We start from the raw sequence: 20,973 nt of genomic DNA, 5'->3' as shown, positions 1-20,973 counted from the left end.
GCGCCGAGTGCTCGGGGACCGACCGTGCCGTATCGAGGAGGATGACCGTGGCCGACGAAGTCAACCCGGCGAACCCGGAGACTGAGTCCGAAGAGCCGATCAAGCAGCGCAAGAACGGCCTGTACCCGGGCGTTTCCGACGAGCTCGCCGAGAACATGAAGTCCGGCTGGGCCGACACGGAGCTGCGTGACCTGAAGCCGGTCGAGCAGGCGGAGCACACCGCACGCCGCCGTGCCGCGCTGTCCGCCCGCTTCCCGGGCGAGCGCCTGGTGATCCCGGCGGGCAACCTGAAGACCCGCTCGAACGACACCGAGTACTCCTTTCGGTCGTCGGTCGAGTACGCGTACCTCACCGGAAACCAGACCGAGGACGGCGTTCTCGTGCTGGAGCCGACCGCGGACGGCCACACGGAGACGATCTACCTCCTGCCGCGCTCCGACCGCGAGAACGGCGAGTTCTGGCTCTCCGGCCAAGGCGAGCTGTGGGTCGGCCGACGCCACTCGCTCACCGAGTCCGAGGCGCTGTACGTCATCCCGGCCGCCGATGTACGCGAGCTGGCCGACACGCTGCGCGAGGCCACCGGCCCGGTCCGCGTGGTGCGCGGCTACGACGCAGACATCGAGGCGGCCCTGACCGACAAGGTCACCGCCGAACGCGACGAGGAACTGCGCGTCATCCTGTCCGAGGCCCGCCTGGTCAAGGACGAGTTCGAGGTCGGCGAGCTGCAGAAGGCCGTCGACTCGACCGTGCGCGGCTTCGAGGACGTCGTGAAGGTCCTCGACAAGGCCGAGGCGACGAGCGAGCGCTACATCGAGGGCACGTTCTTCCTGCGCGCGCGCGTGGAGGGCAACGACGTCGGCTACGGCACGATCGCCGCGGCCGGTCCGCACGCCTGCACGCTGCACTGGGTGCGCAACGACGGCCCGGTCCGCTCCGGCGACCTGCTCCTGCTGGACGCGGGCGTGGAGACGCACACGCTGTACACCGCGGACGTCACGCGCACGCTGCCGGTGAGCGGCACCTTCAGCGAGATCCAGAAGAAGATCTACGACGCCGTGTACGAGGCCCAGGAGGCCGGGATCGCGGCCGTGCGGCCGGGTGCCAAGTACCGCGACTTCCACGACGCCGCGCAGCACGTGCTGGCCGAGAGGCTCGTCGAGTGGGGTGTGGTCGAGGGCCCGGTCGAGCGGGTTCTGGAGCTGGGGCTGCAGCGCCGCTGGACCCTGCACGGCACGGGCCACATGCTCGGCATGGACGTCCACGACTGCGCCGCCGCGCGCGTGGAGACGTATGTGGACGGCACGCTGGAGCCCGGCGTGGTGCTCACGGTCGAGCCGGGGCTGTACTTCCAGGCCGACGACCTGACGGTGCCGGAGGAGTACCGCGGCATCGGCGTCCGCATCGAGGACGACATCCTGGTCACGGAGGACGGCAACCGGAACCTGTCCGCGGCGCTACCTCGGCAGTCGGACGAGGTCGAGGCGTGGATGGCGTCGCTGAAGGGCTGACGACAGACTGAGGGCCGGGCATCCGCAGGGTGCCCGGCCATTCACGTGCCTAGGGGGAGGGTTTTCGTGGACGACTTCTGGTCCGGTGTCGGGGTCGACCTGCATCTCGAACCGGACGCCGCCGACGGACGGCGGATCGGGCTCGAGCGGGCTCTGCGTGACGCCGTACGGGACGGACGGCTCGCGCCCGGGACCCGGCTTCCCGCCACCCGGCCGCTCGCGGTCGAACTCGGCATCTCGCGGGGCACCGTGAAGACCGCGTACGACCAACTCGTCGCCGAGGGCTATCTCACCGCGCGGCAGGGCTCCGGCACCCAGGTGGCCTCGTTGCCGTCCGCCGACGCGGACACGCCGGAGGCGGCCGCACGCGCTCGTGCGCCCCGGTTCGATCTGCGGCCCGGCAGCCCGGACGTCGGGGCGTTCCCGGCGGCGGCCTGGCTGCGGGCGCTGCGCCGCGCCATCGCGACGGCGCCCTCACTGGCGTACGACTACGGCGATCCGCGCGGCCGCATCGAGCTGCGCACCGCGCTGTCGGGCTATCTGGGGCGGGCGCGCGGGGTGATCGCGCCGCCGGAGCGGGTCGTGATCACCTCCGGATACGTACAGGGACTCGCGCTCCTCACGCGCGTGCTGGACGGCGCCGTCGTCGCCATGGAGGACCCGGGGCTGCCCTTCCACCGGGAGGTGGTGCGGCGCAACGGCGGCCGCGTGGTGCCCGTGTCCGTCGACGAACGCGGGACCCGCGCCGAGGAGCTGGGCGACGCGGCCGCGGTGGTCGTCACGCCCGCCCACCAGTACCCGACCGGCGTGACGCTGCGCCCCGAACGGCGTCGGGGGCTCAGCGACTGGGCACGCGCGCGTGGCGGCCTGATCGTCGAGGACGACTACGACGGGGAGTTCCGTTACGACCGCCAGCCCGTCGGCGCACTCCAGGGCATGGCGCCGGGACAGGTGGTGTACCTCGGCACCGCGTCCAAGACGCTCGGCCCGGCACTGCGGCTCGGCTGGATGGTGCTGCCGCCGCACCTGGTCGACGCGGTCGCCGACGCCAAGCTGCACAGCGACCACCACACCGAGTCCATCGGCCAGTTGGCGCTCGCCGAGCTCATCGCCAGCCACGCCTACGACCGTCACGTGCGCGCGTGCCGCCTGCGGTACCGGCGCCGCAGGGACCAGCTCCTGGCCCGCCTCGGCGCCCGCCGGCAGGTGCGCGGAATCGCCGCAGGCCTGCACGCCCTGGTCGACGTCGCCGACGAGGCGGACGTGGTGGAGCGCGCGGCGGCGGAGGGTCTGGCCGTGGGCCGCCTCGGCGACCACTGGCACACACCCGGCGAGGGACGCTCGCAGGGCCTGGTCGTCGGCTACGGGACGCCCCGGGAGCGGGTGTACCCGGAGGCGCTGGAAGTACTGGCGAAGGTGCTCGACGGGTCCTGAACAGACAGGTCTGCAACGCCCGCTCGCGCTCGTCGCTCGTGCCGACGAGCACGGGCCGCCCGGGAAGCCGGGCCGGCCGTACCCACCGGATCACAGCGCCGGATCCCGGTCGTGCAGGATGCGCTGGAACAGGCGGCAGTCGCGCCATGCCCCGTCGATGTGCAGATAGCGGGGAGCCGTGCCGATGGCGTCGAATCCGCACTTCTCCAGGACGCGTTGGGAGCCCGTGTTGTCGAGGAGGGTCGACGCCTCGATGCGGTGCAGTCCGACCGTGTCCCGCGCGATCCGGCAGACCCGCTCCACGGCCGCGCTCGCCAGCCCGCGGTTCTGCTGGTCGGCGGCGATCCAGTAGCCGAGGTACGCACTGCAGAACGGCCCCCGCGAGATCCCGGACAGCGTGATCGTGCCGACGATCTCCCCCTCGGCGGACACGAGCACCCACGGCACCGCGCTCCCCTCCGCGAGCTGCCCCAGCAGCCCCGCGAGCCGCTCCGCCTGGCCCTCGACCGTGAAGAAGGGCTCCGGCCGGCGCGGCTCCCAGGGGCGGAGGTGTTCTCGGTTGGCGACGTACGCGGCGCACAGCGCGGCGGCGTCCGCGGACGTGACGGGCCGCAGGGTCACGTCGGCGAGCAGCGCCCCGGCCTCGATGGTCACGCCGTGAGCAGTGACGAGTCCTTTTTCCACTTGAGCATTTTGTCGAAGCTGACCACCGTGCCGCCCAGGCCCGGCTTGGCGCCGATGTGGACGTGGTCGGTGAGTTCCTCGATCAGACACAGTCCGCGGCCGTGCTCGGAGTCCGCTCGCGGGGACCGGGCGCCGCCCTGGGTGAGAGCGAACCCCGGCCCCGAGTCGGCCACTTCGATGCGGCACTTCTCGCCATCGAGGTACGCGGTGACCCGGTACGCCTCCGAGGAGCCGCCGCCCCTGCCGTCCCCGCCGTGCTCGACGGCGTTCGCGCAGGCCTCGCTGAGGGCGACGGAGAGATCGTAGGAGATGTCGGGATCCACGCCCGCGCTCTCCATGGTCCCGATCAGGAGCCGTCTGGCCAGCGGAACGCTCGCTGCCTCGCGGCGCAGATGGAGTGACCACCAGATGCTCATGCTCCAGCCTCCTGGCCGCGGCTCGACATACCGTTACCTATTGCCGCCCGTAAGCGTCTATAAGCACACCGTCGGCGTGACGCCGCCCATACGGTGGATGCATCCGGCCAGTAATCGGTGTATGGGGGGCCAATTTCGGACCTGCCACACGACGCGGGTGGGGCCAGTGGGATGATGAGCGCGCCATGACTGCCCCCCACTCGCGCACGGCTCACTCCGGAGCCGGACTCCGGATCCTGCGGGCCGCGGTGTTCGCCGCGGTCTGCGTCGTGCTGGCCGCCGCGGGGCACACACTGGCCTCCTGCGCCACCGTCCCCCTGTGGACGCTGGGCGCCGGATTCCTGGGCTCCCTGCTGCTCGTGGCGCCCCTCGCCGGGCGGACCCGCTCGCTGCCGGGGATCGCCGCGCTCCTCGCGCTCGAACAGACCGTGCTGCACACCCTGTTCGGCCTGGGCCAGCACGGCATGGCCGCCGCGTCGTCCGGCACGACGGCGACGGGGTCCATGGGCGCCATGGACCCGATGGGCGGGATGAGCGACGCCACGCTCGTCGAACGGGCCGCGCGGCTCGTCTGCGGGACGAGCGCGGCGGCGATCAGCCCAACCCACGCCTACCGGCTCCTGTCCGACGCCCATCTGCTCGACGCGTCCGGCACGAAGATGAGTGCCATCCCCCACGCCGGGGATGCCACCAGCTCCTCGGCCTCGATGGCACAACTCCTGCCGCCCCTACCGATGTTGCTCGGTCACGTCCTGGCGGCAGTCACCGTCGGCTGGCTGCTGCGCCGAGGCGACCTGGCCCTGCTGCGCCTGATCGAGCTGTCGGCGCACGGAGTCGCGGAGGGGGCGCTCGTACGGTCTCTGCGCGCGGCGCTCGCGCTGGCGCGCGCCCTGTGCGCGGGGGTCCCGGCCACCCCCGAGGCGAGCCCCCGTCCGCGCCGCAATGCGGCGGACGAACCACCCGCCCCGCACACCACCGCACTCCAGCACACGGTGATCCGGCGCGGCCCGCCCGCCGCCGCGTTCCTCCTCACCGCCTGACACGACGCGACCAGCACTCCGCCCGGTACCGGGAAGGGGACCGGCCGCCGTCGTGCGGCGCGGCACGCGCGCGTGCGAAGCGCGCGGCCCCTCCCATCACCGCAACTCACTCACAGTGGAGTGCTCCCTGCCATGAAGGCTTCTCGTATCGCCGCCGCCGCTGCCGCCGCGGGCACGGCCGTCCTCGCCCTGTCCGCACCCGCCTTCGCACACGTCTCCGTGCAGCCCGAGGGCACGGCCGCCAAGGGCAGTTACGCGGTCGTCGACTTCAAGGTTCCCAACGAGCGCGACAACGCCTCGACCACCAAGCTCGAGGTCACCTTCCCGACCGACCACCCGCTGGCCTCGGTCATGCCGCAGCCGCTCGAAGGCTGGACCGTCAAGGTCACCAAGTCCAAGCTGGCCAAGCCCCTCGAGATGCACGGCGAGAAGATCGACGAGGCCGTCACCAAGGTCACCTGGACCGCCGACGGCAAGGGCGTCGAACCCGGCTTCTTCCAGAAGTTCCCGCTGTCCGTCGGCGCCCTGCCCGAGGACACCGACCAACTCGTCTTCAAGGCGATCCAGACGTACTCCAACGACGAGGTCGTGCGCTGGATCGAGGTGCCGCAGAAGGGCCAGGAGGAGCCGGAGAACCCGGCCCCGGTGCTCCAGCTGTCCGCCGCCGAGGAGAACGGACACCACGACGCGTCCGCCGAAGACGCCTCCGACGACAAGAGCGGGACCGAGCAGACGGCCGCCGCCTCATCCGACTCCACTGGCTCGTCCAGCGACACCACCGCGCGCGTGCTCGGCGTGGTGGGCATCGTCGTCGGCGCGGCCGGCGTCGCCTACGGCGTGTTCGCCGGTCGCCGGCGGTCCGACGCCTGACACCCGCAAGACCCGCACCGCGCATCGGGGTCGTACGACATCCCGCGTACGACCCCGGTGCGCACCAGGGCTCTCACATCTGGGACATTTTTCTATGCGCAAGAAGACGTTCGCCGCGGCCGCGCTGCTCGCCGCCGCCACCCTGACCCTCTCCGCCTGCGGCAGCGGCGACGACAGCAACTCGCCGATCGCCGTGGTCTCCGAGGAGTCCGGCTCGGACAAGGCCGCGACGCTCCTCGACCAGCCGTTCGAGAAGCCGGACCTGGTCCTCACCGACACGCACGGCACGAAGTTCGACCTCCGCAAGGAGACCGCGGGCCGGCCGACGCTGGTCTACTTCGGCTACACGCACTGCCCCGACATCTGCCCGCTGACGATGAACAACATCGCCGTCGCCAAGAAGGCACTGCCCAAGGCCGAGCAGAACGCGCTGCGGATCGTGTTCGTCACCACCGACCCGGGCCGGGACACCCCGGCCGAGCTCGGCAAGTGGCTCAAGGGCATCGACCCCCAGTTCATCGGCCTCACCGGCGACTTCTCGACGATCCAGGCCGGCGCCCGCTCCCTCGGCATCTCCATCGAGCCGACGACGAAGGACAAGAACGGCAAGATCGTCTCCGTCCACGGCACCCAGGTCGTCGCCTTCTCCCCGAAGACCGACAAGGGCTACCTCCTCTACGGCGAGGACGCCACCGTCGACGACTACACCAAGGACCTCCCCAAGATCGCCAAGGGGGTGAACCCGTGAGGCGGCTCGCCCTGCCCGCCGCCGCGATAGCGGGCGCGCTCGCCCTCGCCGGCTGCGGCGGCACCGACGACACGAAAGCCGACCTCTCCGTCAGCTCCTCCTACATGCCCCAGCCCGTCGCCGCCGACATGGCCGCCGGGTTCCTGACGATCACCAACAAGGGCGGCACCGAGGACGAGTTGACCTCGGTCAGCAGCGATGCCGCAGGCTCGGTCACCATGCACGACACCGTCGGCGGGGCCATGGAGGAGGTCGCCTCCTTCGCCGTGCCCGCACACGGTCAACTCGTGTTCAAAAGCGGTGGCAACCATCTGATGTTCGAGAAGCTGAAGCGCAAGCCGGAGCAGGGCGACACGGTCACGGTGAAGCTGAAATTCGCCAAGTCCGGACCCCTCACCGTCGAGATGCCGGTCGAGTCGGCCACGTACAACCCGTCGACCGGACACTGAGGGAGGGACCACCTTGACGCGGACCATCGCCCCACGACTGCGCACCCTGGTGCTGCTGTTGCTCGCCGTCACCGGCGCACTGCTCGCCGGTGCCGCTCCGGCCTCCGCGCACGCCGCGCTGACCGGCAGCGACCCCGCACAGGGGGTGGTGGTCGACAAGGCGCCCACCCAGGTGTCGCTCACCTTCTCCGAGAAGGTCGCCATGAACGACGGCTCGCTGCGCGTCCTCGACCCCAAGGGCAAGCGGGTCGACACCGGCACACCGTCCAACGTGAGCGGCACGACGTACGCCGTGAAACTCCACAGCGGCCTCGCCGACGGCACCTACACCGTCACCTACCAGGTCGTCTCCGCCGACAGCCACCCCGTCGCCGGCGCCTACACCTTCTCCGTCGGAACCCCCTCGAAGACCAGCGTCTCGGTGGACGGGCAGACGGCGGGCGGCGGAGTCGTCGGCTGGCTCTACGGGTTCGGCCGCTATGTGTCGTACGCCGGCTACATCGTGCTCGTCGGCGGCGCCGCCTTCGTCCTCGCCTGCTGGCAGCGCGGCACCGGGGTACGGGCCCTGCAACGGCTCGTGGGCGGCGGCTGGATCGCGCTCACCGCAGCCACCCTCTGGCTGCTGCTCCTGCGCGGCTCCTACACCGGGTCCGGGAAGATCGCCGACATCTTCGACCTGGACCTCCTCGGCCAGGTGCTGCAGACCAAGACCGGCGCCGCCCTGGTCTCCCGGCTCCTGCTGCTCGCCGCCGCCGCGCTGTTCATCGCCGTCCTCTTCGGCGCCTATGACAAGCGTGAGGACGAGGAGAAGCGCGACCTGAGATTCGGGCTCGCCATCGGCGGGACCGTGGTCGCCGCCGGGCTCGCGGCGAGCTGGGCGATGGCCGAGCACGCCTCCACCGGGCTCCAGCCGGGCATCGCCATGCCGGTCGACGTCGTCCATCTGCTGGCGGTCGCCACCTGGCTCGGCGGACTCGTCGCCCTCCTCGTGGCCCTGTACCGGGCACCCGCCACGACCCCGGTCGAGTCCGCCGCCGTACGCCGCTTCTCCCGCGTCGCCTTCGGCTCCGTGCTCGCCCTGGTCGCCACCGGCGTCTACCAGTCCTGGCGCCAGCTGGGCGCCTGGTCGGCGTTCACCGACACCCGCTACGGGCAGCTCCTGCTCGTCAAGATCGGGCTCGTCGCTCTGCTGGTCGGCATCGCGTGGATCTCCCGGCGCTGGACGGCACAGCTCGCGGACACCGCGGCCGGTCCGGCGAAGGCGGAACAACCCGAGAAGGAGCACGTCAAGGCGGCGGCCCGCAGCTCCCAGCGGGCCGCCCAGCTCGCCCGGCAGCGGGCCGCCGTCGACGCCGCCCGGCAGAAGCGGCTGCGGGACGCCGACCCGAACCGCTTCGGCCTACGTCGCTCGGTGCTCACGGAAGCGGGTGTCGCCGTCGTCCTGCTCGCCGTCACCACAGTGCTCACCCAGACCGAGCCCGGCCGCACCGAGCAGCAGGCCCAGGCCGCCAAGTCCGCCGCCTCCTCGTCCGCGACATCGAGCTCGTCCGGGGCGCTGACCCTGGACATGCCGTTCGACACGGGCGGCAAGGACGGCAAGGGCGTCGTACGGCTCGACATCGACCCCGCGCGCGTGGGCGCCAACGAGATGCACATCTATGTACAGCGACCCAACGGGCGGGCCTTCGACATCCCCGAGGTGAAGGTCGCCTTCACCCTGGACGCCAAGAAGATCGGGCCGCTTCCCGTGACCCCCGACCACATCACCACCGGCCACTGGGCGGCGAGCGGAGTACAGATCCCCATGGCCGGCGAATGGAAGATCGCCGTGACCGTGCGGACCTCCGACATCGACCAGGCGACCGTGTCCAAGAACGCGCAGATCGGCTGAACCCCACCATGCCTGAACAGTCCACAGCCCCCGAGGCGACCGCACCCACGAAGCCCGCTTCGGAAAGCTCCGCAGCGGGTCTGTCCCGGCGCACGCTGCTCGGCACCGCTGGTGCCACCGGCCTCGTGCTCGGTGCGGCGGGCGGCGCCGTGGGATATGCCGCCGCGCCCTCCGAGGCCACCCCGCTGACCTCGGTCGGCGCCGGCCGCGCGATGTTTCACGGGAAACATCAGCCCGGTATCACCGAGGGCCTCCAGGCCCGCGGCCATCTCATCGCCTTCGACCTGGCGGCGGGCGCCGGCCGCAAGGAGGCGGCCGCACTGCTGCGCCGCTGGTCGACGACGGCCGAGCGGCTGATGGCGGGCGAACCGGCCGCGCACGACGACACCGACGTGGCCCGGGACGCCGGACCGTCCTCGCTGACGATCACCTTCGGCTTCGGCCACAGCTTCTTCGCCAGGACCGGCCTGGACAAGCAGCGCCCGGCCGCCCTCGACCCGCTGCCCGACTTCTCCTCCGACCAGCTCGACAAGAACCGCAGCAACGGCGATCTGTGGGTGCAGATCGGGGCCGACGACGCCCTGGTCGCCTTCCACGCCCTGCGCGCGATCCAGAAGGACACAGGCGGCGCGGCCCGCGTCCGCTGGCAGATGAACGGCTTCAACCGCACACCGGGCGCCACGGCCCACCCCATGACGGCCCGCAACCTGATGGGCCAGATCGACGGCACCCGCAATCCGAAGCCGGCCGACTCCGACTTCGACCGGCGGATCTTCGTGCCCGCCTCGGGCGAGCCCGCCTGGATGGCGAACGGCTCCTACGCCGTCGTACGCCGTATCCGCATGCTCCTCGACGACTGGGAGAAGCTTTCGGTCAAGGACCAGGAGAACGTCATCGGGCGCCACAAGTCCGACGGGGCGCCGCTGTCCGGGGGCTCCGAGACGACCGCGATGGACCTGGAGAAGGCCGACGCGCGGGGCAACTACGTCGTCCCGGCCAACGCGCACGCCCGCATCACCAGGCCCGACCAGAACGGCGGCGCGGCCATGCTCCGGCGCCCGTTCTCGTACCACGACGGCCTCGACCCGGACGGTACGCCCGACGCGGGGCTCCTCTTCGTGTGCTGGCAGGCGGACCCGCTGCGCGGCTTCGTACCGGTGCAGCGCAAGCTCGACCGGGGCGACGCGCTGTCGGCGTTCATACGGCACGAGGCCAGCGGGCTGTTCGCAGTACCGGGCGGGGCAGCGGCGGGAGAGTACGTGGGCCAGCGGCTGCTGGAGGGCTGAAGGCGTCCGGGTTCACTCCCGGGAGGGGCTGTCGTGAGACGCCTGAGCCATGTTCGCCTGCGGCTATTAGGGTGAGGACATGCCAGCGAGCTATGCCTACCTCGGCCCCGAGGGCACCTTCACCGAAGTCGCCCTGCGCACGCTTCCGGAGGCGGCCACCCGGGAGCTGATCCCGTACGTCTCCGTGCAGTCCGCGCTCGACGCGGTGCGCACCGGCGAAGCCGAGGCCGCGTTCGTGCCGATCGAGAACTCCGTCGAGGGCGGCATCACCACCACCCTCGACGAACTGGTCGCGGGCGCCCCGCTGATGATCTACCGCGAGGTGCTGCTGTCGATCACCTTCGCGCTGCTGGTCCGCCCCGGCACCGCGCTGTCCGACATCAAGACGGTCACCGCCCACCCGGCCGCCCAGCCGCAGGTGCGCAACTGGCTCAAGGCCAACCTCCCGGACGCCGTCTGGGAGTCGGCCGCCTCGAACGCGGACGGCGCCCGTCTGGTCCAGGAGGGCCGCTACGACGCCGCCTTCGCGGGCGAGTTCGCCGCCGCCCGGTACGGGCTCGTGCCGCTGGAGACCGGGATCCACGACGCGGAGAACGCGCAGACCCGGTTCGTGCTGGTCGGCCGCCCGGCCCGGCCCGCGGCCCCGACGGGTGCCGACAAGACCTCCGTCGTGCTGTGGCAGCGCGACGACCACCCCGGCGGGCTGCGCGACCTGCTCGGCGAGTTCGCCACCCGCGGCATCAACCTGATGCTGCTGCAGTCCCGGCCCACGGGCGCCGGTATCGGCAACTACTGCTTCTGCGTCGACGCCGAGGGCCATATCTCCGACCGCCGGATGGCCGAGGCCCTGATGGGGCTGAAGCGGATCTGCCTGCAGGTGCGCTACCTCGGCTCGTATCCGCGCGCGGACATCACGCCGGACGAGGCCCGGCCCACGTCGACGGGCACCTCGGACGAGGAGTTCGTGGCGGCGGCCGACTGGGTGGCCCGCTGCCAGGACGGCCGGTTCTAGCCGGTTCCAGTCGGTGCCGGCCCGGTCCTGCGGCCCTGTCGGCCGGTCCTACCTCCCTGTCTTCGTTATCCACAGAAGTTATCCACAGGGCGGCTTCTCGACCTGGGGACAAGTCGACAAGAGAGTGCCACTCGGTCGACAAATCTCTCTGGAGGCCTCGGAGGGCGCCATGATCCCGCAGGTCACCCTTCGTCCACCCGTTTCCCATGGTTCATCTTTTGGAGGGACCGCTTTCCACTCGAAAGTGGGTGTTGGGCTGATTTGTACGGGGAATTCCCCCGTCTGCCCGACACTCCCGGAGTGATCAATTCCGAAGTCCACAGATCTTCCACACAGCCTGTGGATAACTCATCGGGGGGTGTGGATTCCTGTGGACAACCCGCAGCCAAATCCCGCTCCGCACAAGGGAATCGAGTCAAGCCACCGCCTCACCGTTGCTCCGTTCCAGGGAGTGAGACGATATTTGTTGACACGTGACGCAATTCCCTCATAGCGGTACGTAAGCCGCAGTTCAGAATACAGAGTCGTGCGTCCGAACGCCGCACCGGTAGCCTTGACCGCGTGATTGACCTTCGCCTGCTCCGTGAGGACCCCGACCGTGTGCGCGCCTCGCAGCGCGCCCGTGGAGAGGACGTCGCGCTCGTCGACTCCCTCCTGTCTGCCGACGAGCGGCGCAGGTCGTCCGGCGTCCGCTTCGACGAGCTCCGTGCCGAGCAGAAGCAGCTCGGCAAGCTGATCCCCAAGGCCTCGGCCGAGGAGAAGGCCGAGTTGCTCAAGCGGGCCGAACAGCTCAAGGCCGACGTCAAGGCCGCCGACGCCGAGCGCGACGCGGCCGACGCCGAGACCCAGGAACTGCTGCTCCAGCTCGGCAACCTCGTCCACCCCGACGTGCCCGTCGGCGGCGAGGAGGACTTCGTCACGCTGGAGACGCACGGCACGATCCGTGACTTCGGCGCCGAGGGCTTCGAGCCCAAGGACCATCTGGAGCTCGGCCAGATCCTCGGCGCGATCGACGTCGAGCGTGGCGCCAAGGTCTCCGGCTCCCGCTTCTACTTCCTCACCGGTGTCGGCGCCCTGCTGGAGCTGGCCCTGGTGAACGCGGCGATCGCCCAGGCGACGGAGGCCGGCTTCACGCCGATGCTGACCCCGGCGCTGGTCCGCCCCCAGTCGATGGCGGGCACCGGCTTTCTCGGCCAGGCCGCCCAGGACGTCTACCACCTCGACAAGGACGACCTGTATCTGGTCGGCACGTCCGAGGTGCCCCTTGCGGCGTACCACATGGACGAGATCATCGACGCGGACCGCCTGCCGCTGCGCTACGCGGGCTTCTCGCCGTGCTTCCGCCGCGAGGCCGGTTCGCACGGCAAGGACACGCGGGGCATCTTCCGTGTGCACCAGTTCGACAAGGTCGAGATGTTCACCTACGTCGCTCCCGAGGACTCGGAGGCCGAGCACCGGCGTCTGCTGCAGTGGGAGAAGGACTGGCTGACGTCGCTTGAGCTGCCGTTCCGCGTGATCGACGTGGCGACCGGTGACCTGGGCGCCTCGGCGGCCCGCAAGTTCGACTGCGAGGCGTGGATCCCGACGCAGGGCAAGTACCGAGAGCTGACGTCGACCTCGGACTGCACCGAGTTCCAGTCCCGCCGCCTGTCGATCCGCGTCCGTGACGGCAAGCAGGTCAAGCCGCTGGCGACGCTCAACGGCACGCTGTGTGCCGTACCGCGCACGATCGTGGCGATCCTGGAGAACCACCAGCTGGCCGACGGTTCGGTGCGCGTGCCCGAGGTGCTGCGTCCGTACCTGGGCGGCCGGGAGGTCCTGGAACCGGTCGCCAAGTGAGCACCGGTTTCCCCTACGGGCTCGTCGCCACCGACCTCGACGGCACGCTGCTGCGCTCCGACGAGTCGGTCTCGGGGCGCACCCGTGACGCGCTCGCCGCGGCCACCGCGGCGGGCGCCGCACACATTGTCGTCACGGGGCGCGCGGTGCCCTGGACCCGGCACATACTCGACGACCTCGACTACCGGGGTCTCGCGGTCTGCGGCCAGGGCGCGCAGGTGTACGACGCCGGGGCGCACCGCCTGCTGACGTCCGTGACCTTGGACCGTCAGCTGGCGGGAGTGGCCCTGGCGAAGATCGAGGCGGAGGTCGGCCCGCTGTTCCTGGCGGCGAGCCGGGACGGCCTGGACGGCGAGGTGCTGGTCGGGCCGGGGTACGCGGTCACCGGCAGGCTGCCGTCGACGCCCTTCACGGACGCGGCCGATCTGTGGACGGCCCCGCTGAACAAGATCTACATACAGCACCCCGAGCTGTCGGACGACGAGCTGGCGGAGGCGGCACGCCGGGCCGCGGGCGGCTTCGTCACGGTGGCGATGGCGGGCGAGGGCATCGTGGAGCTGCTGCCGCTGGGCCTGTCCAAGGCGACGGGGCTCTCCCTGGCGGCGCGCCGCCTGGGCCTGAAGTCCACCGACACGATCGCCTTCGGCGACATGCCGAACGACATCCCGATGTTCGCCTGGGCGGCTCGGGGGGTGGCGATGGCCAACGCCCATGAGGAGCTGAGGGCAGTGGCCGACGAGGTGACGTCCTCCAACGAGGAGGATGGGATCGCGGTGGTGCTGGAGCGTCTGCTGAACAGCTGACGCCAGTATCTGCGGGCAGTTGCCGCTGGGGCGGCGCGGGTGGGCGCAGCGACACCTCACGGCGCCGAACTGCGAAAGTGACCCGGCCGCCCCAGCACAGGGTGAGCGGCCCACGCGAGAGCGACATCGCGTGCTCGAAGCGGCCGCCCCGGGCAGCACCCCGTGAGGGGCGGGCTCGTACGGAGCGGGTAGCTACTCCGGAGCCCGCCGCGGGCTGCCCTGTCGGGAGCTGGACGTACTGTCGTGCATGGACATCGCCCCGCTCCTCCCCAGAACGTGGCGCCGGCCCTTGGACCGACGGTGTGGACACAACCACTGTGCCGGTACGAGAAGTTGGGCGCCACCGAATTATCGGGCGCTATCGGCGGCGCCACCTGCGCCGACGGGCCTTGCTGAAGAACCAGCCCGCGGGCGGCTCCTCCGAGCGCCACGGCTGCGGCTCGGGTTCCTCGGCGCGCCAGCGGGCGGCGAGCATACGGGCACGGGCGGACGGTTCGGTCGTGTCGGCGGAGCGTATGAAGTCCTCGTCCAGGACCACACCGTCCCACTCCTCGCGCGACACCTCGTCAGCCATGCCCGTGCCCTCCTGCCTGTGCGTCCCCTTGATTCAGTGTGCCCGGACCGAGGTGAAGCCCCCGTCAGGACCGGGACCTGTCACTCCTCGCCCGCCAGCGTCAGCGACCGCAGCTTCTGGCCCGCGTACCAGGTGGCCAGCACGGTCACCGCGACGAGCAGCACCGTCGCCGTCGTCAGCCCGACGTCCGACGTCACGAGGTCCCCGCCCGCGACCTTGTGGGCCACGGCCAGCGCCCACTGCTGGACGCTCAGCGTGCGCGCGCCCGGCACCAGGGAGCCGAACAGGGCCTCCCAGACGAGGGCGTAGACGAGTCCGAAGACCACCGCGTGCCGGGACACCGTGCCCAGGAGCAGGAAGACCGCCGCGTAAGCGATCGACGCGACCAGTGCCGCCACCGTGTACGCCACGGCGATCTGCTGGCCGTTGCCGTTCAGGATCAGGCCCGCGATCAGGGTCGGCACGGCCGAGAACACCATGGTCACCGCGATCGCCACGATCAGCTTGGTGAAGATGATCGTCGGCCGCTTCAGCGGCTTGGACAGCAGGTACACCACGGAGCCGTCGTCGATCTCCGGGCCGATCGCCCCGGTGCCGGCGATGACACCGATGATCGGCACCATGGTGGCGAGCGCGAGCCCGCCCAGCAGGTCGGACGCCGTCTGGTCGTCGGCCCCGGCGAGGCCGCGCACGACCACGGAGATGGCGATCAGCAGCAGGGGCAGTGCGCCGAGGATGAGGGCCCGGCGACGGCCGAGCAGGGCCCGGTAGGTGAGCCGGGCGACTGTGGGGTCGTACATCTTCGGCCTCCTACGCCGTGACCAGGTAAGAGAAGACGGACTCGAGGGACTCGTCGGACGGCGAGACCGTGTGCAGCCGGATGCCCTGGTCACGGGCGACTCTCGGCAGCAGGGCGGTGAAGCGGCCGAAGTCGACGGCCTGGATGCGCAGGGCGCCCTCCGTGAGGTCGACCTCGATACCGGACGTCGACGGGTCGGCGATCAGCGCGGCCGCGAGGGTGCGGTCGTCGCTGGAGCGCACCAGATAGCGGTGCGGCCGGTCGGTCATCAGGCGGCGGATCCTGCGGAAGTCTCCGCTGGCCGCGTGCCGGCCCGCGACGACGACCTCGATGTGCCGGGCGAGCTGCTCGACCTCTTCGAGGATGTGGGACGAGAACAGCACCGTGCGGCCCTCGTCTCCCATGCGCCGCAGCAACTCCATGAGCTGCATGCGCTGGCGCGGGTCCATGCCGTTGAAGGGCTCGTCGAGCAGGAGCAGCGAGGGGTCGTGGACGAGGGCGCTCGCCATCTTCACGCGCTGGCGCATGCCCTTGGAGTACGTGGAGATCTTCCGGTCCTGCGCGTACTCCATCTCGACCGTGGCGAGCGCTCGCCCGGCGGCCTTGGCGCCAAGCCCGTGCAACTCGGCGTTGGCGACGACGAATTCGCGGCCGGTGAGGAAGTCGTACATCGCCTCGCGCTCGGGGACGATGCCGATGTGCTTGTAGATCTCCTCGTTGCGCCACACCTGCTGTCCGTCGAGGGTGACGGTGCCGGTGGAGGGGGCCAGGAAGCCGCCCATCATGTTGATGAGGGTGGACTTTCCGGCGCCGTTGGGGCCGAGCAGGCCGGTGACGCCGGGGCCGATGGTCATGGTGATGTCGTTGACGGCGACCACGTTGCCGAACCAGCGGGAGACGTGGTCGATGGAGAGCGTGGTCACAGTCCCACCTTCCGGTAGCGGCGCAGCAGGAGGCCGTAGGCGGCGGCGATGAGGCCGAGGACGACGAGGACGTACACCACGCCCTCCCCGTGCGAGGGGCCGATCCCGCCGGGGTAGGCGGAGGTGGCGCCCAGGAACGCGGACTGCACGCCGTCGATGAGGGTGATCGGCGAGAACAGGCCGATCCAGGGGATGGCGTCGCCGCTGCCCTGGGCGTCGGCGATGGCCTGGAGGGTGGAGACCGCGCCGTAGGAGATGACGAGTACGGCGATCACGGCCGCGATGCCGAAGCCGCGGCGCGGGGTGGCGGCCGCGATGACCAGGCCGATCCCGGCGAACAGGAGGGACAGCAGCGCCACGGAGACCAGCCCCTGGGCGAATCCCTCGGTCTGGTCGGCGAAGTCGAGTTTGGCGAGCAGCGCGCCCACGTAGAGCACGAGCAGCGGGGCCGCGGTGAGGATGAACAGCGCGGAGGCCAGCGCCGCGAACTTGGCGCGTACGTAGTCGGCGGTCTCGATCGGCCGGGAGAAGTACAGCGGCACGGTCTTGAAGCGCAGGTCGCGCGAGACGGACTGGGGCGCCTGCGAGGCGACGTACAGGCTGATGACGGCCTGCATGATGATCGCGTAGCGCGTGTAGTCGACGGGCAGTTCCTTCGCCTTGGTGGCGACGGCGACGGCCACCATGATGGCCGCGGGCACGCACATCACGACGAACAGCAGCATCGGCAGCACCTTGGACTTCACCGAGCGGCCGAGGCCGTAGGCGCCGCGCAGGGACTGCGAGTAGAGGGAGCGGGTGGCGTAGGTGCGGCCGAGGCGGGGGCCGTCGTAGGTGCGGTAGCCGATGTTGTGGATACGGGACTGGTCACCCGTGGGCGCGGCTGCAGGGTGCTCAACTGCCATGGCCGACCGCCTCCTTCCGCTGCTCGTCGCGGTCCGCGTCGTTCTTGAAGACCTCGTAGATGTGGTGCCTGCGCTGCTCCATGCGTACGAGGCCGAGGCCGAGGTCGGCGACGACGTCGCGGACGAGGTCGTACGTCTGGTCGCCGGACGCGGTGAGCAGCAGGATGTGTCCGGCGCCGGGCAGCCCGCCGGCCTCGTCGTGGAGCTCCACCCCGCGCGCGTGCAGCGCGTCGCGCAACGCGCGCGTGCCGTCGGGGTGTTCGTCGGTGTCGGTGACCTCGACCGCGAGGGTGGTCGTGGTCTGGGTGAAGTCCCGGGTGGAGCTGGAGCGCAGGAGCTTGCCGCCGTCGACGACCACGACGTGGTCGCAGGTGCGCTCGAGTTCGCCCAGCAGATGGGAGGTGACCAGGACCGAGATGCCGAAGTCGGTGTGGATGCGGCGGATCAGGCCGAGCATGTCGTCGCGGCCGACCGGGTCGAGGCCGTTGGTCGGCTCGTCCAGGAAGACCAGCTGGGGGTCGTGGACGAGGGCCTGGGCCAGTTTCACGCGCTGCTTCATGCCGGTCGAGTAGCCGCCGATGGGGCGGTAGCGCTCCTCGTACAGGCCGACGTGGCGCAGCGTGTCCGCGGTGCGCTCGCGGGCGGCGGCCGGCGGGAGGCCGGACATGCGGGCCATGTGGACGACGAACTCGGTGGCCGAGACGTCGGGCGGCAGACAGTCGTGCTCGGGCATGTAGCCCACGCGCTCACGGATGGCGGCGCCCTTGGTGGCGACGTCGAGGCCGAGCACCTCGGCGCGGCCCTCGGAGGCGGGGGACAGACCCAGCAGGATCTTGATCAGTGTGGACTTGCCGGCTCCGTTGGCACCCACGAGCCCCGTCACACCGGGTCCCACGTCCATGGAGAGCCGGTCAAGCGCGGTCACCCGGGGGAACCGCTTGCTCAGGCTTTCGGTCGCGATCACAGTCACATCGTCGACCGTAGTGACATGCGCCACGGGGGTCGTCAGACCGGAGAGCTGTCTTCGCGTCCGCCTGCAGTCGTACGGGTTCCTGGGGGGATGCCCTGCCTGAGGGCTACGGGACGTGATCCACAGCTCTCCGCGCACCCTATTGACGCTTTCTCTAACAAGTGCCAGATTCGGCGAAGTCAAGTTACGAGCACGTACGGCAACCGTGGGACGAGGTGCCATGACGACGGCAGTGACACGCGAACTCTCCGCCGACCTGCGGGGATTCAGGCGGGTGCAGCGCCTCGCCTACGAATGCGCGGAGGCGGTGGCGGCCCGGCTGGAACCGGGTGTGACCGAGCGCGAGGCCGCGCGGATGCAGCGGGAGTGGCTGCGCGAGCGCGGGGTGCGGGACTGGTTCCATCTGCCGTTCGCCTGGTTCGGCGACCGTACGGCGTTCGTGAACTTCCGGATACCGCTGCAGTTCTTCCCCACCAGTCGCCGCCTGGAGCCCGGGATGCCGTTCATCCTCGACATGGCCCCGGTGTTCGAGGGGTACACGGCCGACATCGGATACTCGGGCTCGCTCGGCATCAACCCGGTGCAGGACCGGCTCATGGCCGATCTGGAGGCGCACCGCGAGCTGATCCTGCGCGAGGTGCGCGAGCGGCGCCCGCTGCGCGAGATCTACGAGGACGTGGACCGCCTCATGGTCCGCCAGGGCTACGCCAACCGGCATCGCGCCTACCCCTTCGGCGTGATCGCCCACAAGGTCGACCGGGTCGCGCAGCGTCGCTTCTCGCCGCATGTGTTCGGGTTCGGGACGCAGTCCCTGGAGGGCCTGGCGGCGGACGCGCTGCACGGTCACCGCGAGGGCTGGTCGCCGCTGTGGTCGCCGTACCGCTTCTCCGACCACCCGCCGCAGCCGGGCCTGTGGGCGGTCGAACCGCACCTCGGTTTCCGCGGCACGGGCGCGAAGTTCGAGGAGATCCTGGTCGTCACCGACTCCACGGATCCCGAGCAGAGCGCTTTCTGGCTGGACGACGATCTGCCGCACGTGCGGCGCTGGGCGGAGGACAAGTGACGACGCTGAAGGGCGCGCGGGAGCGCCGGATCCGCACGGGCGGGGTCGAGCTGTGCGTGGCGGAGCTGGGGGACCCCAGCCGGCCGACGGCCGTCCTTGTGCACGGCTATCCGGACAGCAAGGAGGTGTGGTCCGAGGTCGCCGTCCGCCTCTCCGAGCGCTTCCATGTCGTGCTGTACGACGTCCGGGGCCACGGCCGTTCGACCGCGCCCAAGCCGCTGCGCGGGGGCTTTACGCTGGCCAAGCTCACGGACGACTTCCTCGCGGTCGTGGACGCGGTCAGCCCGGACCGGCCGGTCCATCTGGTGGGCCACGACTGGGGTTCGGTGCAGTCGTGGGAGTTCGTCACGGTCGGGCGCACCGAGGGCCGTATCGCTTCCTTCACCTCCATGTCGGGTCCGTCCCTCGACCACTTCGGGCACTGGATCAACGCGCGCGTGAAGCGGCCGACGCCCCGCCGGGTCGGCCAACTCCTCGGCCAGGGCGCAAAGTCCTGGTATGTCTACCTGCTGCACACCCCGGTCCTGCCCGAGCTCGCCTGGCGTGGCCCGCTCGGCAAGCGCTGGCCGAAGATCCTTGAGCGGTTGGAGAAGGTCCCGGGCGGCGACTACCCGACCTCGTCCCTGCCCTCGGACGCGGCCAACGGCGCCTGGCTGTACCGGGACAACGTCCGCGCCCGGCTGCTGAGGCCGCGCCCGGACGCGTACGCGCACGCGCCCGTGCAGCTCATCACGCCCCTGGGAGACGCGTTCCTCTCGGAGCGCCTCTACGACGAACTGGACCAGTGGGCTCCGCAGTTGACCCGCCGGACGCTCCCGGCCAAGCACTGGGTCCCGCGCACCCGTCCCGACCAAGTGGCGGCGTGGATCGAGGAGTTCGTCACGGGTGTCGAGGGCGGGCGTCCCGAGCCGGCGAAGGCGTCCGGCCGGCACGCCGACCGCTTCGGCGGCCAGCTCGTGCTGGTCACCGGTGCGGGCAGCGGTATCGGGCGGGCCACGGCGTTCGCCTTCGCGGAGGCGGGCGCCCGAGTGGTGGCCGTCGACCGGGACGCCGAATCCGCGGTCCGTACCGCCGAGTTGTCTCGTCTGCTCGGCGCCCCCTCGGCGTGGGCCGAGACCGCCGACGTCGCCGACGAGCAGGCCATGGAGAAGCTCGCCGAGAAGGTCGCGACCGAGTACGGCGTGGTGGACGTGCTGGTGAACAACGCCGGAATCGGGCTGTCCGGCTCGTTCTTCGACACGACGCCGGACGACTGGCGCAAGGTCCTGGACGTCAACCTGTGGGGTGTCATTCACGGGTGCCGACTCTTCGGCAGGCAGATGGCCGAACGCGGTCAGGGCGGACACATCGTGAACGTGGCGTCGGCGGCCGCGTTCCAGCCCTCGCGGGCGCTGCCCGCCTACAGCACCTCCAAGGCGGCCGTGCTGATGCTCAGCGAATGCCTGCGCGCCGAACTCGCGGACCAGGGCATCGGGGTGAGCGCGATCTGCCCCGGACTCGTCAACACCAACATCACCTCCACGGCGCGCTTCGCCGGCGTGGACGCCGAGGAGGAGGGCCGTCTCCAGAAGCGCACGGCCCGGCTGTACGGGATGCGCAACTACCCGCCGGAGAAGGTGGCTCAGGCGATCATGCGCGCAGTGGTGCGCAACGAGGCGGTGATTCCTGTGACCCCGGAGGCCCGCGGGGCTCACCTCATGTCCCGGTACCTGCCTGGGGCGTTGCGGAGATTCGCGCGGGTCCAGCCGCCGCTGTGAGG

The 20,973-nt window shown here is 70.9% G+C and carries 20 protein-coding genes; 13 read left to right on the top strand and 7 right to left on the bottom strand.

All coding sequences use genetic code 11. The features are described from left to right. The first annotated feature begins 41 nt into the window (after positions 1–41). Together ACFYXB_RS06860 and ACFYXB_RS06855 are read left to right on the top strand one after the other, a co-directional pair. A complete protein-coding gene (locus ACFYXB_RS06860; protein ID WP_389578492.1) occupies positions 42–1,508 on the top strand; it encodes an aminopeptidase P family protein in 1,467 nt (488 codons plus the stop codon). Positions 1,509–1,574: 66 nt separating this feature from the next. Continuing rightward, positions 1,575–2,942, top strand: a complete 1,368-nt coding sequence (locus ACFYXB_RS06855) for a PLP-dependent aminotransferase family protein (protein WP_389578489.1) — start codon at positions 1,575–1,577, stop codon at positions 2,940–2,942. Between the two features lie 90 nt (positions 2,943–3,032). On the opposite strand, the gene ACFYXB_RS06850 is transcribed toward ACFYXB_RS06855, so the two are convergent. Both ACFYXB_RS06850 and ACFYXB_RS06845 read right to left on the bottom strand, forming a co-directional pair. Then, on the bottom strand, positions 3,033–3,626 hold the full coding sequence (locus tag ACFYXB_RS06850) for a GNAT family N-acetyltransferase (protein ID WP_388500774.1): 594 nt from the start codon (positions 3,624–3,626) through the stop codon (positions 3,033–3,035). Then, the gene (locus ACFYXB_RS06845) at positions 3,593–4,042 is read right to left on the bottom strand and encodes an ATP-binding protein (RefSeq protein ID WP_389578485.1); all 450 of its coding nucleotides are present in this window, start codon (positions 4,040–4,042) and stop codon (positions 3,593–3,595) included. Before ACFYXB_RS06845 ends, ACFYXB_RS06850 begins: the two co-directional genes overlap by 34 nt. Before the next feature lie 185 nt (positions 4,043–4,227). On the opposite strand from ACFYXB_RS06845, the gene ACFYXB_RS06840 reads away from it, so the two are divergent. From ACFYXB_RS06840 to ACFYXB_RS06800, 9 genes are all read left to right on the top strand, one after another. Continuing rightward, a complete protein-coding gene (locus ACFYXB_RS06840) occupies positions 4,228–5,082 on the top strand; it encodes a hypothetical protein (RefSeq protein WP_389578484.1) in 855 nt (284 codons plus the stop codon). A gap of 132 nt (positions 5,083–5,214) precedes the next feature. Continuing rightward, complete coding sequence (locus tag ACFYXB_RS06835; protein WP_389578481.1) at positions 5,215–5,952, top strand: YcnI family protein; 738 nt, start codon at positions 5,215–5,217, stop codon at positions 5,950–5,952. 94 nt (positions 5,953–6,046) lie between these two features. Next, entirely contained in the window at positions 6,047–6,700 is a 654-nt protein-coding gene (locus ACFYXB_RS06830; RefSeq protein WP_389578479.1) for an SCO family protein, read from the top strand. Next, positions 6,697–7,149 (top strand): copper chaperone PCu(A)C, encoded by a 453-nt coding sequence (locus ACFYXB_RS06825; RefSeq protein WP_389578476.1) that lies wholly within the window; start codon positions 6,697–6,699, stop codon positions 7,147–7,149. The genes ACFYXB_RS06830 and ACFYXB_RS06825 overlap by 4 nt, the downstream gene beginning before the upstream one ends. Positions 7,150–7,162: 13 nt before the next feature. Continuing rightward, positions 7,163–9,040 carry a copper resistance CopC/CopD family protein gene (locus tag ACFYXB_RS06820; protein WP_389578474.1) on the top strand — a complete coding sequence of 626 codons (1,878 nt, stop codon included), beginning with the start codon at positions 7,163–7,165 and terminating at the stop codon, positions 9,038–9,040. A gap of 8 nt (positions 9,041–9,048) precedes the next feature. After that, the gene (gene efeB, locus ACFYXB_RS06815) at positions 9,049–10,326 is read left to right on the top strand and encodes an iron uptake transporter deferrochelatase/peroxidase subunit (RefSeq protein ID WP_389578471.1); all 1,278 of its coding nucleotides are present in this window, start codon (positions 9,049–9,051) and stop codon (positions 10,324–10,326) included. Positions 10,327–10,405: 79 nt separating this feature from the next. Further along, positions 10,406–11,338: a prephenate dehydratase gene (gene pheA / locus ACFYXB_RS06810; protein WP_351345893.1), complete on the top strand. Its 933-nt coding sequence runs from the start codon at positions 10,406–10,408 to the stop codon at positions 11,336–11,338. 561 nt (positions 11,339–11,899) lie between these two features. Continuing rightward, positions 11,900–13,177, top strand: coding sequence for a serine--tRNA ligase (gene serS / locus ACFYXB_RS06805; protein ID WP_351345896.1), 1,278 nt, complete (start codon positions 11,900–11,902; stop codon positions 13,175–13,177). Further along, positions 13,174–13,980 carry an HAD family hydrolase gene (locus ACFYXB_RS06800; protein ID WP_389578468.1) on the top strand — a complete coding sequence of 269 codons (807 nt, stop codon included), beginning with the start codon at positions 13,174–13,176 and terminating at the stop codon, positions 13,978–13,980. The genes serS and ACFYXB_RS06800 overlap by 4 nt, the downstream gene beginning before the upstream one ends. A 358-nt stretch (positions 13,981–14,338) precedes the next feature. On the opposite strand, the gene ACFYXB_RS06795 is transcribed toward ACFYXB_RS06800, so the two are convergent. The 5 genes from ACFYXB_RS06795 to ACFYXB_RS06775 all read right to left on the bottom strand — a co-directional run bounded on the left by ACFYXB_RS06795 (position 14,339) and on the right by ACFYXB_RS06775 (position 18,145). Further along, on the bottom strand, positions 14,339–14,554 hold the full coding sequence (locus ACFYXB_RS06795) for a hypothetical protein (protein ID WP_351345902.1): 216 nt from the start codon (positions 14,552–14,554) through the stop codon (positions 14,339–14,341). A gap of 80 nt (positions 14,555–14,634) precedes the next feature. Next, the gene (locus tag ACFYXB_RS06790) at positions 14,635–15,354 is read right to left on the bottom strand and encodes an ABC transporter permease (protein WP_351345905.1); all 720 of its coding nucleotides are present in this window, start codon (positions 15,352–15,354) and stop codon (positions 14,635–14,637) included. 10 nt (positions 15,355–15,364) lie between these two features. Then, positions 15,365–16,276, bottom strand: coding sequence for an ABC transporter ATP-binding protein (locus ACFYXB_RS06785; RefSeq protein WP_389578466.1), 912 nt, complete (start codon positions 16,274–16,276; stop codon positions 15,365–15,367). Beyond that, positions 16,273–17,181, bottom strand: coding sequence for an ABC transporter permease (locus tag ACFYXB_RS06780; protein ID WP_351345911.1), 909 nt, complete (start codon positions 17,179–17,181; stop codon positions 16,273–16,275). Before ACFYXB_RS06780 ends, ACFYXB_RS06785 begins: the two co-directional genes overlap by 4 nt. Then, positions 17,171–18,145 carry an ABC transporter ATP-binding protein gene (locus tag ACFYXB_RS06775; RefSeq protein WP_389578463.1) on the bottom strand — a complete coding sequence of 325 codons (975 nt, stop codon included), beginning with the start codon at positions 18,143–18,145 and terminating at the stop codon, positions 17,171–17,173. Before ACFYXB_RS06775 ends, ACFYXB_RS06780 begins: the two co-directional genes overlap by 11 nt. Before the next feature lie 226 nt (positions 18,146–18,371). On the opposite strand from ACFYXB_RS06775, the gene ACFYXB_RS06770 reads away from it, so the two are divergent. Continuing rightward, positions 18,372–19,214 carry a M24 family metallopeptidase gene (locus ACFYXB_RS06770; protein ID WP_389578461.1) on the top strand — a complete coding sequence of 281 codons (843 nt, stop codon included), beginning with the start codon at positions 18,372–18,374 and terminating at the stop codon, positions 19,212–19,214. Next, positions 19,211–20,971: an SDR family oxidoreductase gene (locus ACFYXB_RS06765; protein ID WP_389578459.1), complete on the top strand. Its 1,761-nt coding sequence runs from the start codon at positions 19,211–19,213 to the stop codon at positions 20,969–20,971. The genes ACFYXB_RS06770 and ACFYXB_RS06765 overlap by 4 nt, the downstream gene beginning before the upstream one ends. Positions 20,972–20,973: the final 2 nt, after the last annotated feature.

Source organism: Streptomyces sp. NPDC002619, from assembly GCF_042889305.1.
Lineage (GTDB): Bacteria > Actinomycetota > Actinomycetes > Streptomycetales > Streptomycetaceae > Streptomyces.
This window is presented reverse-complemented; position numbering and strand designations above follow the sequence as displayed.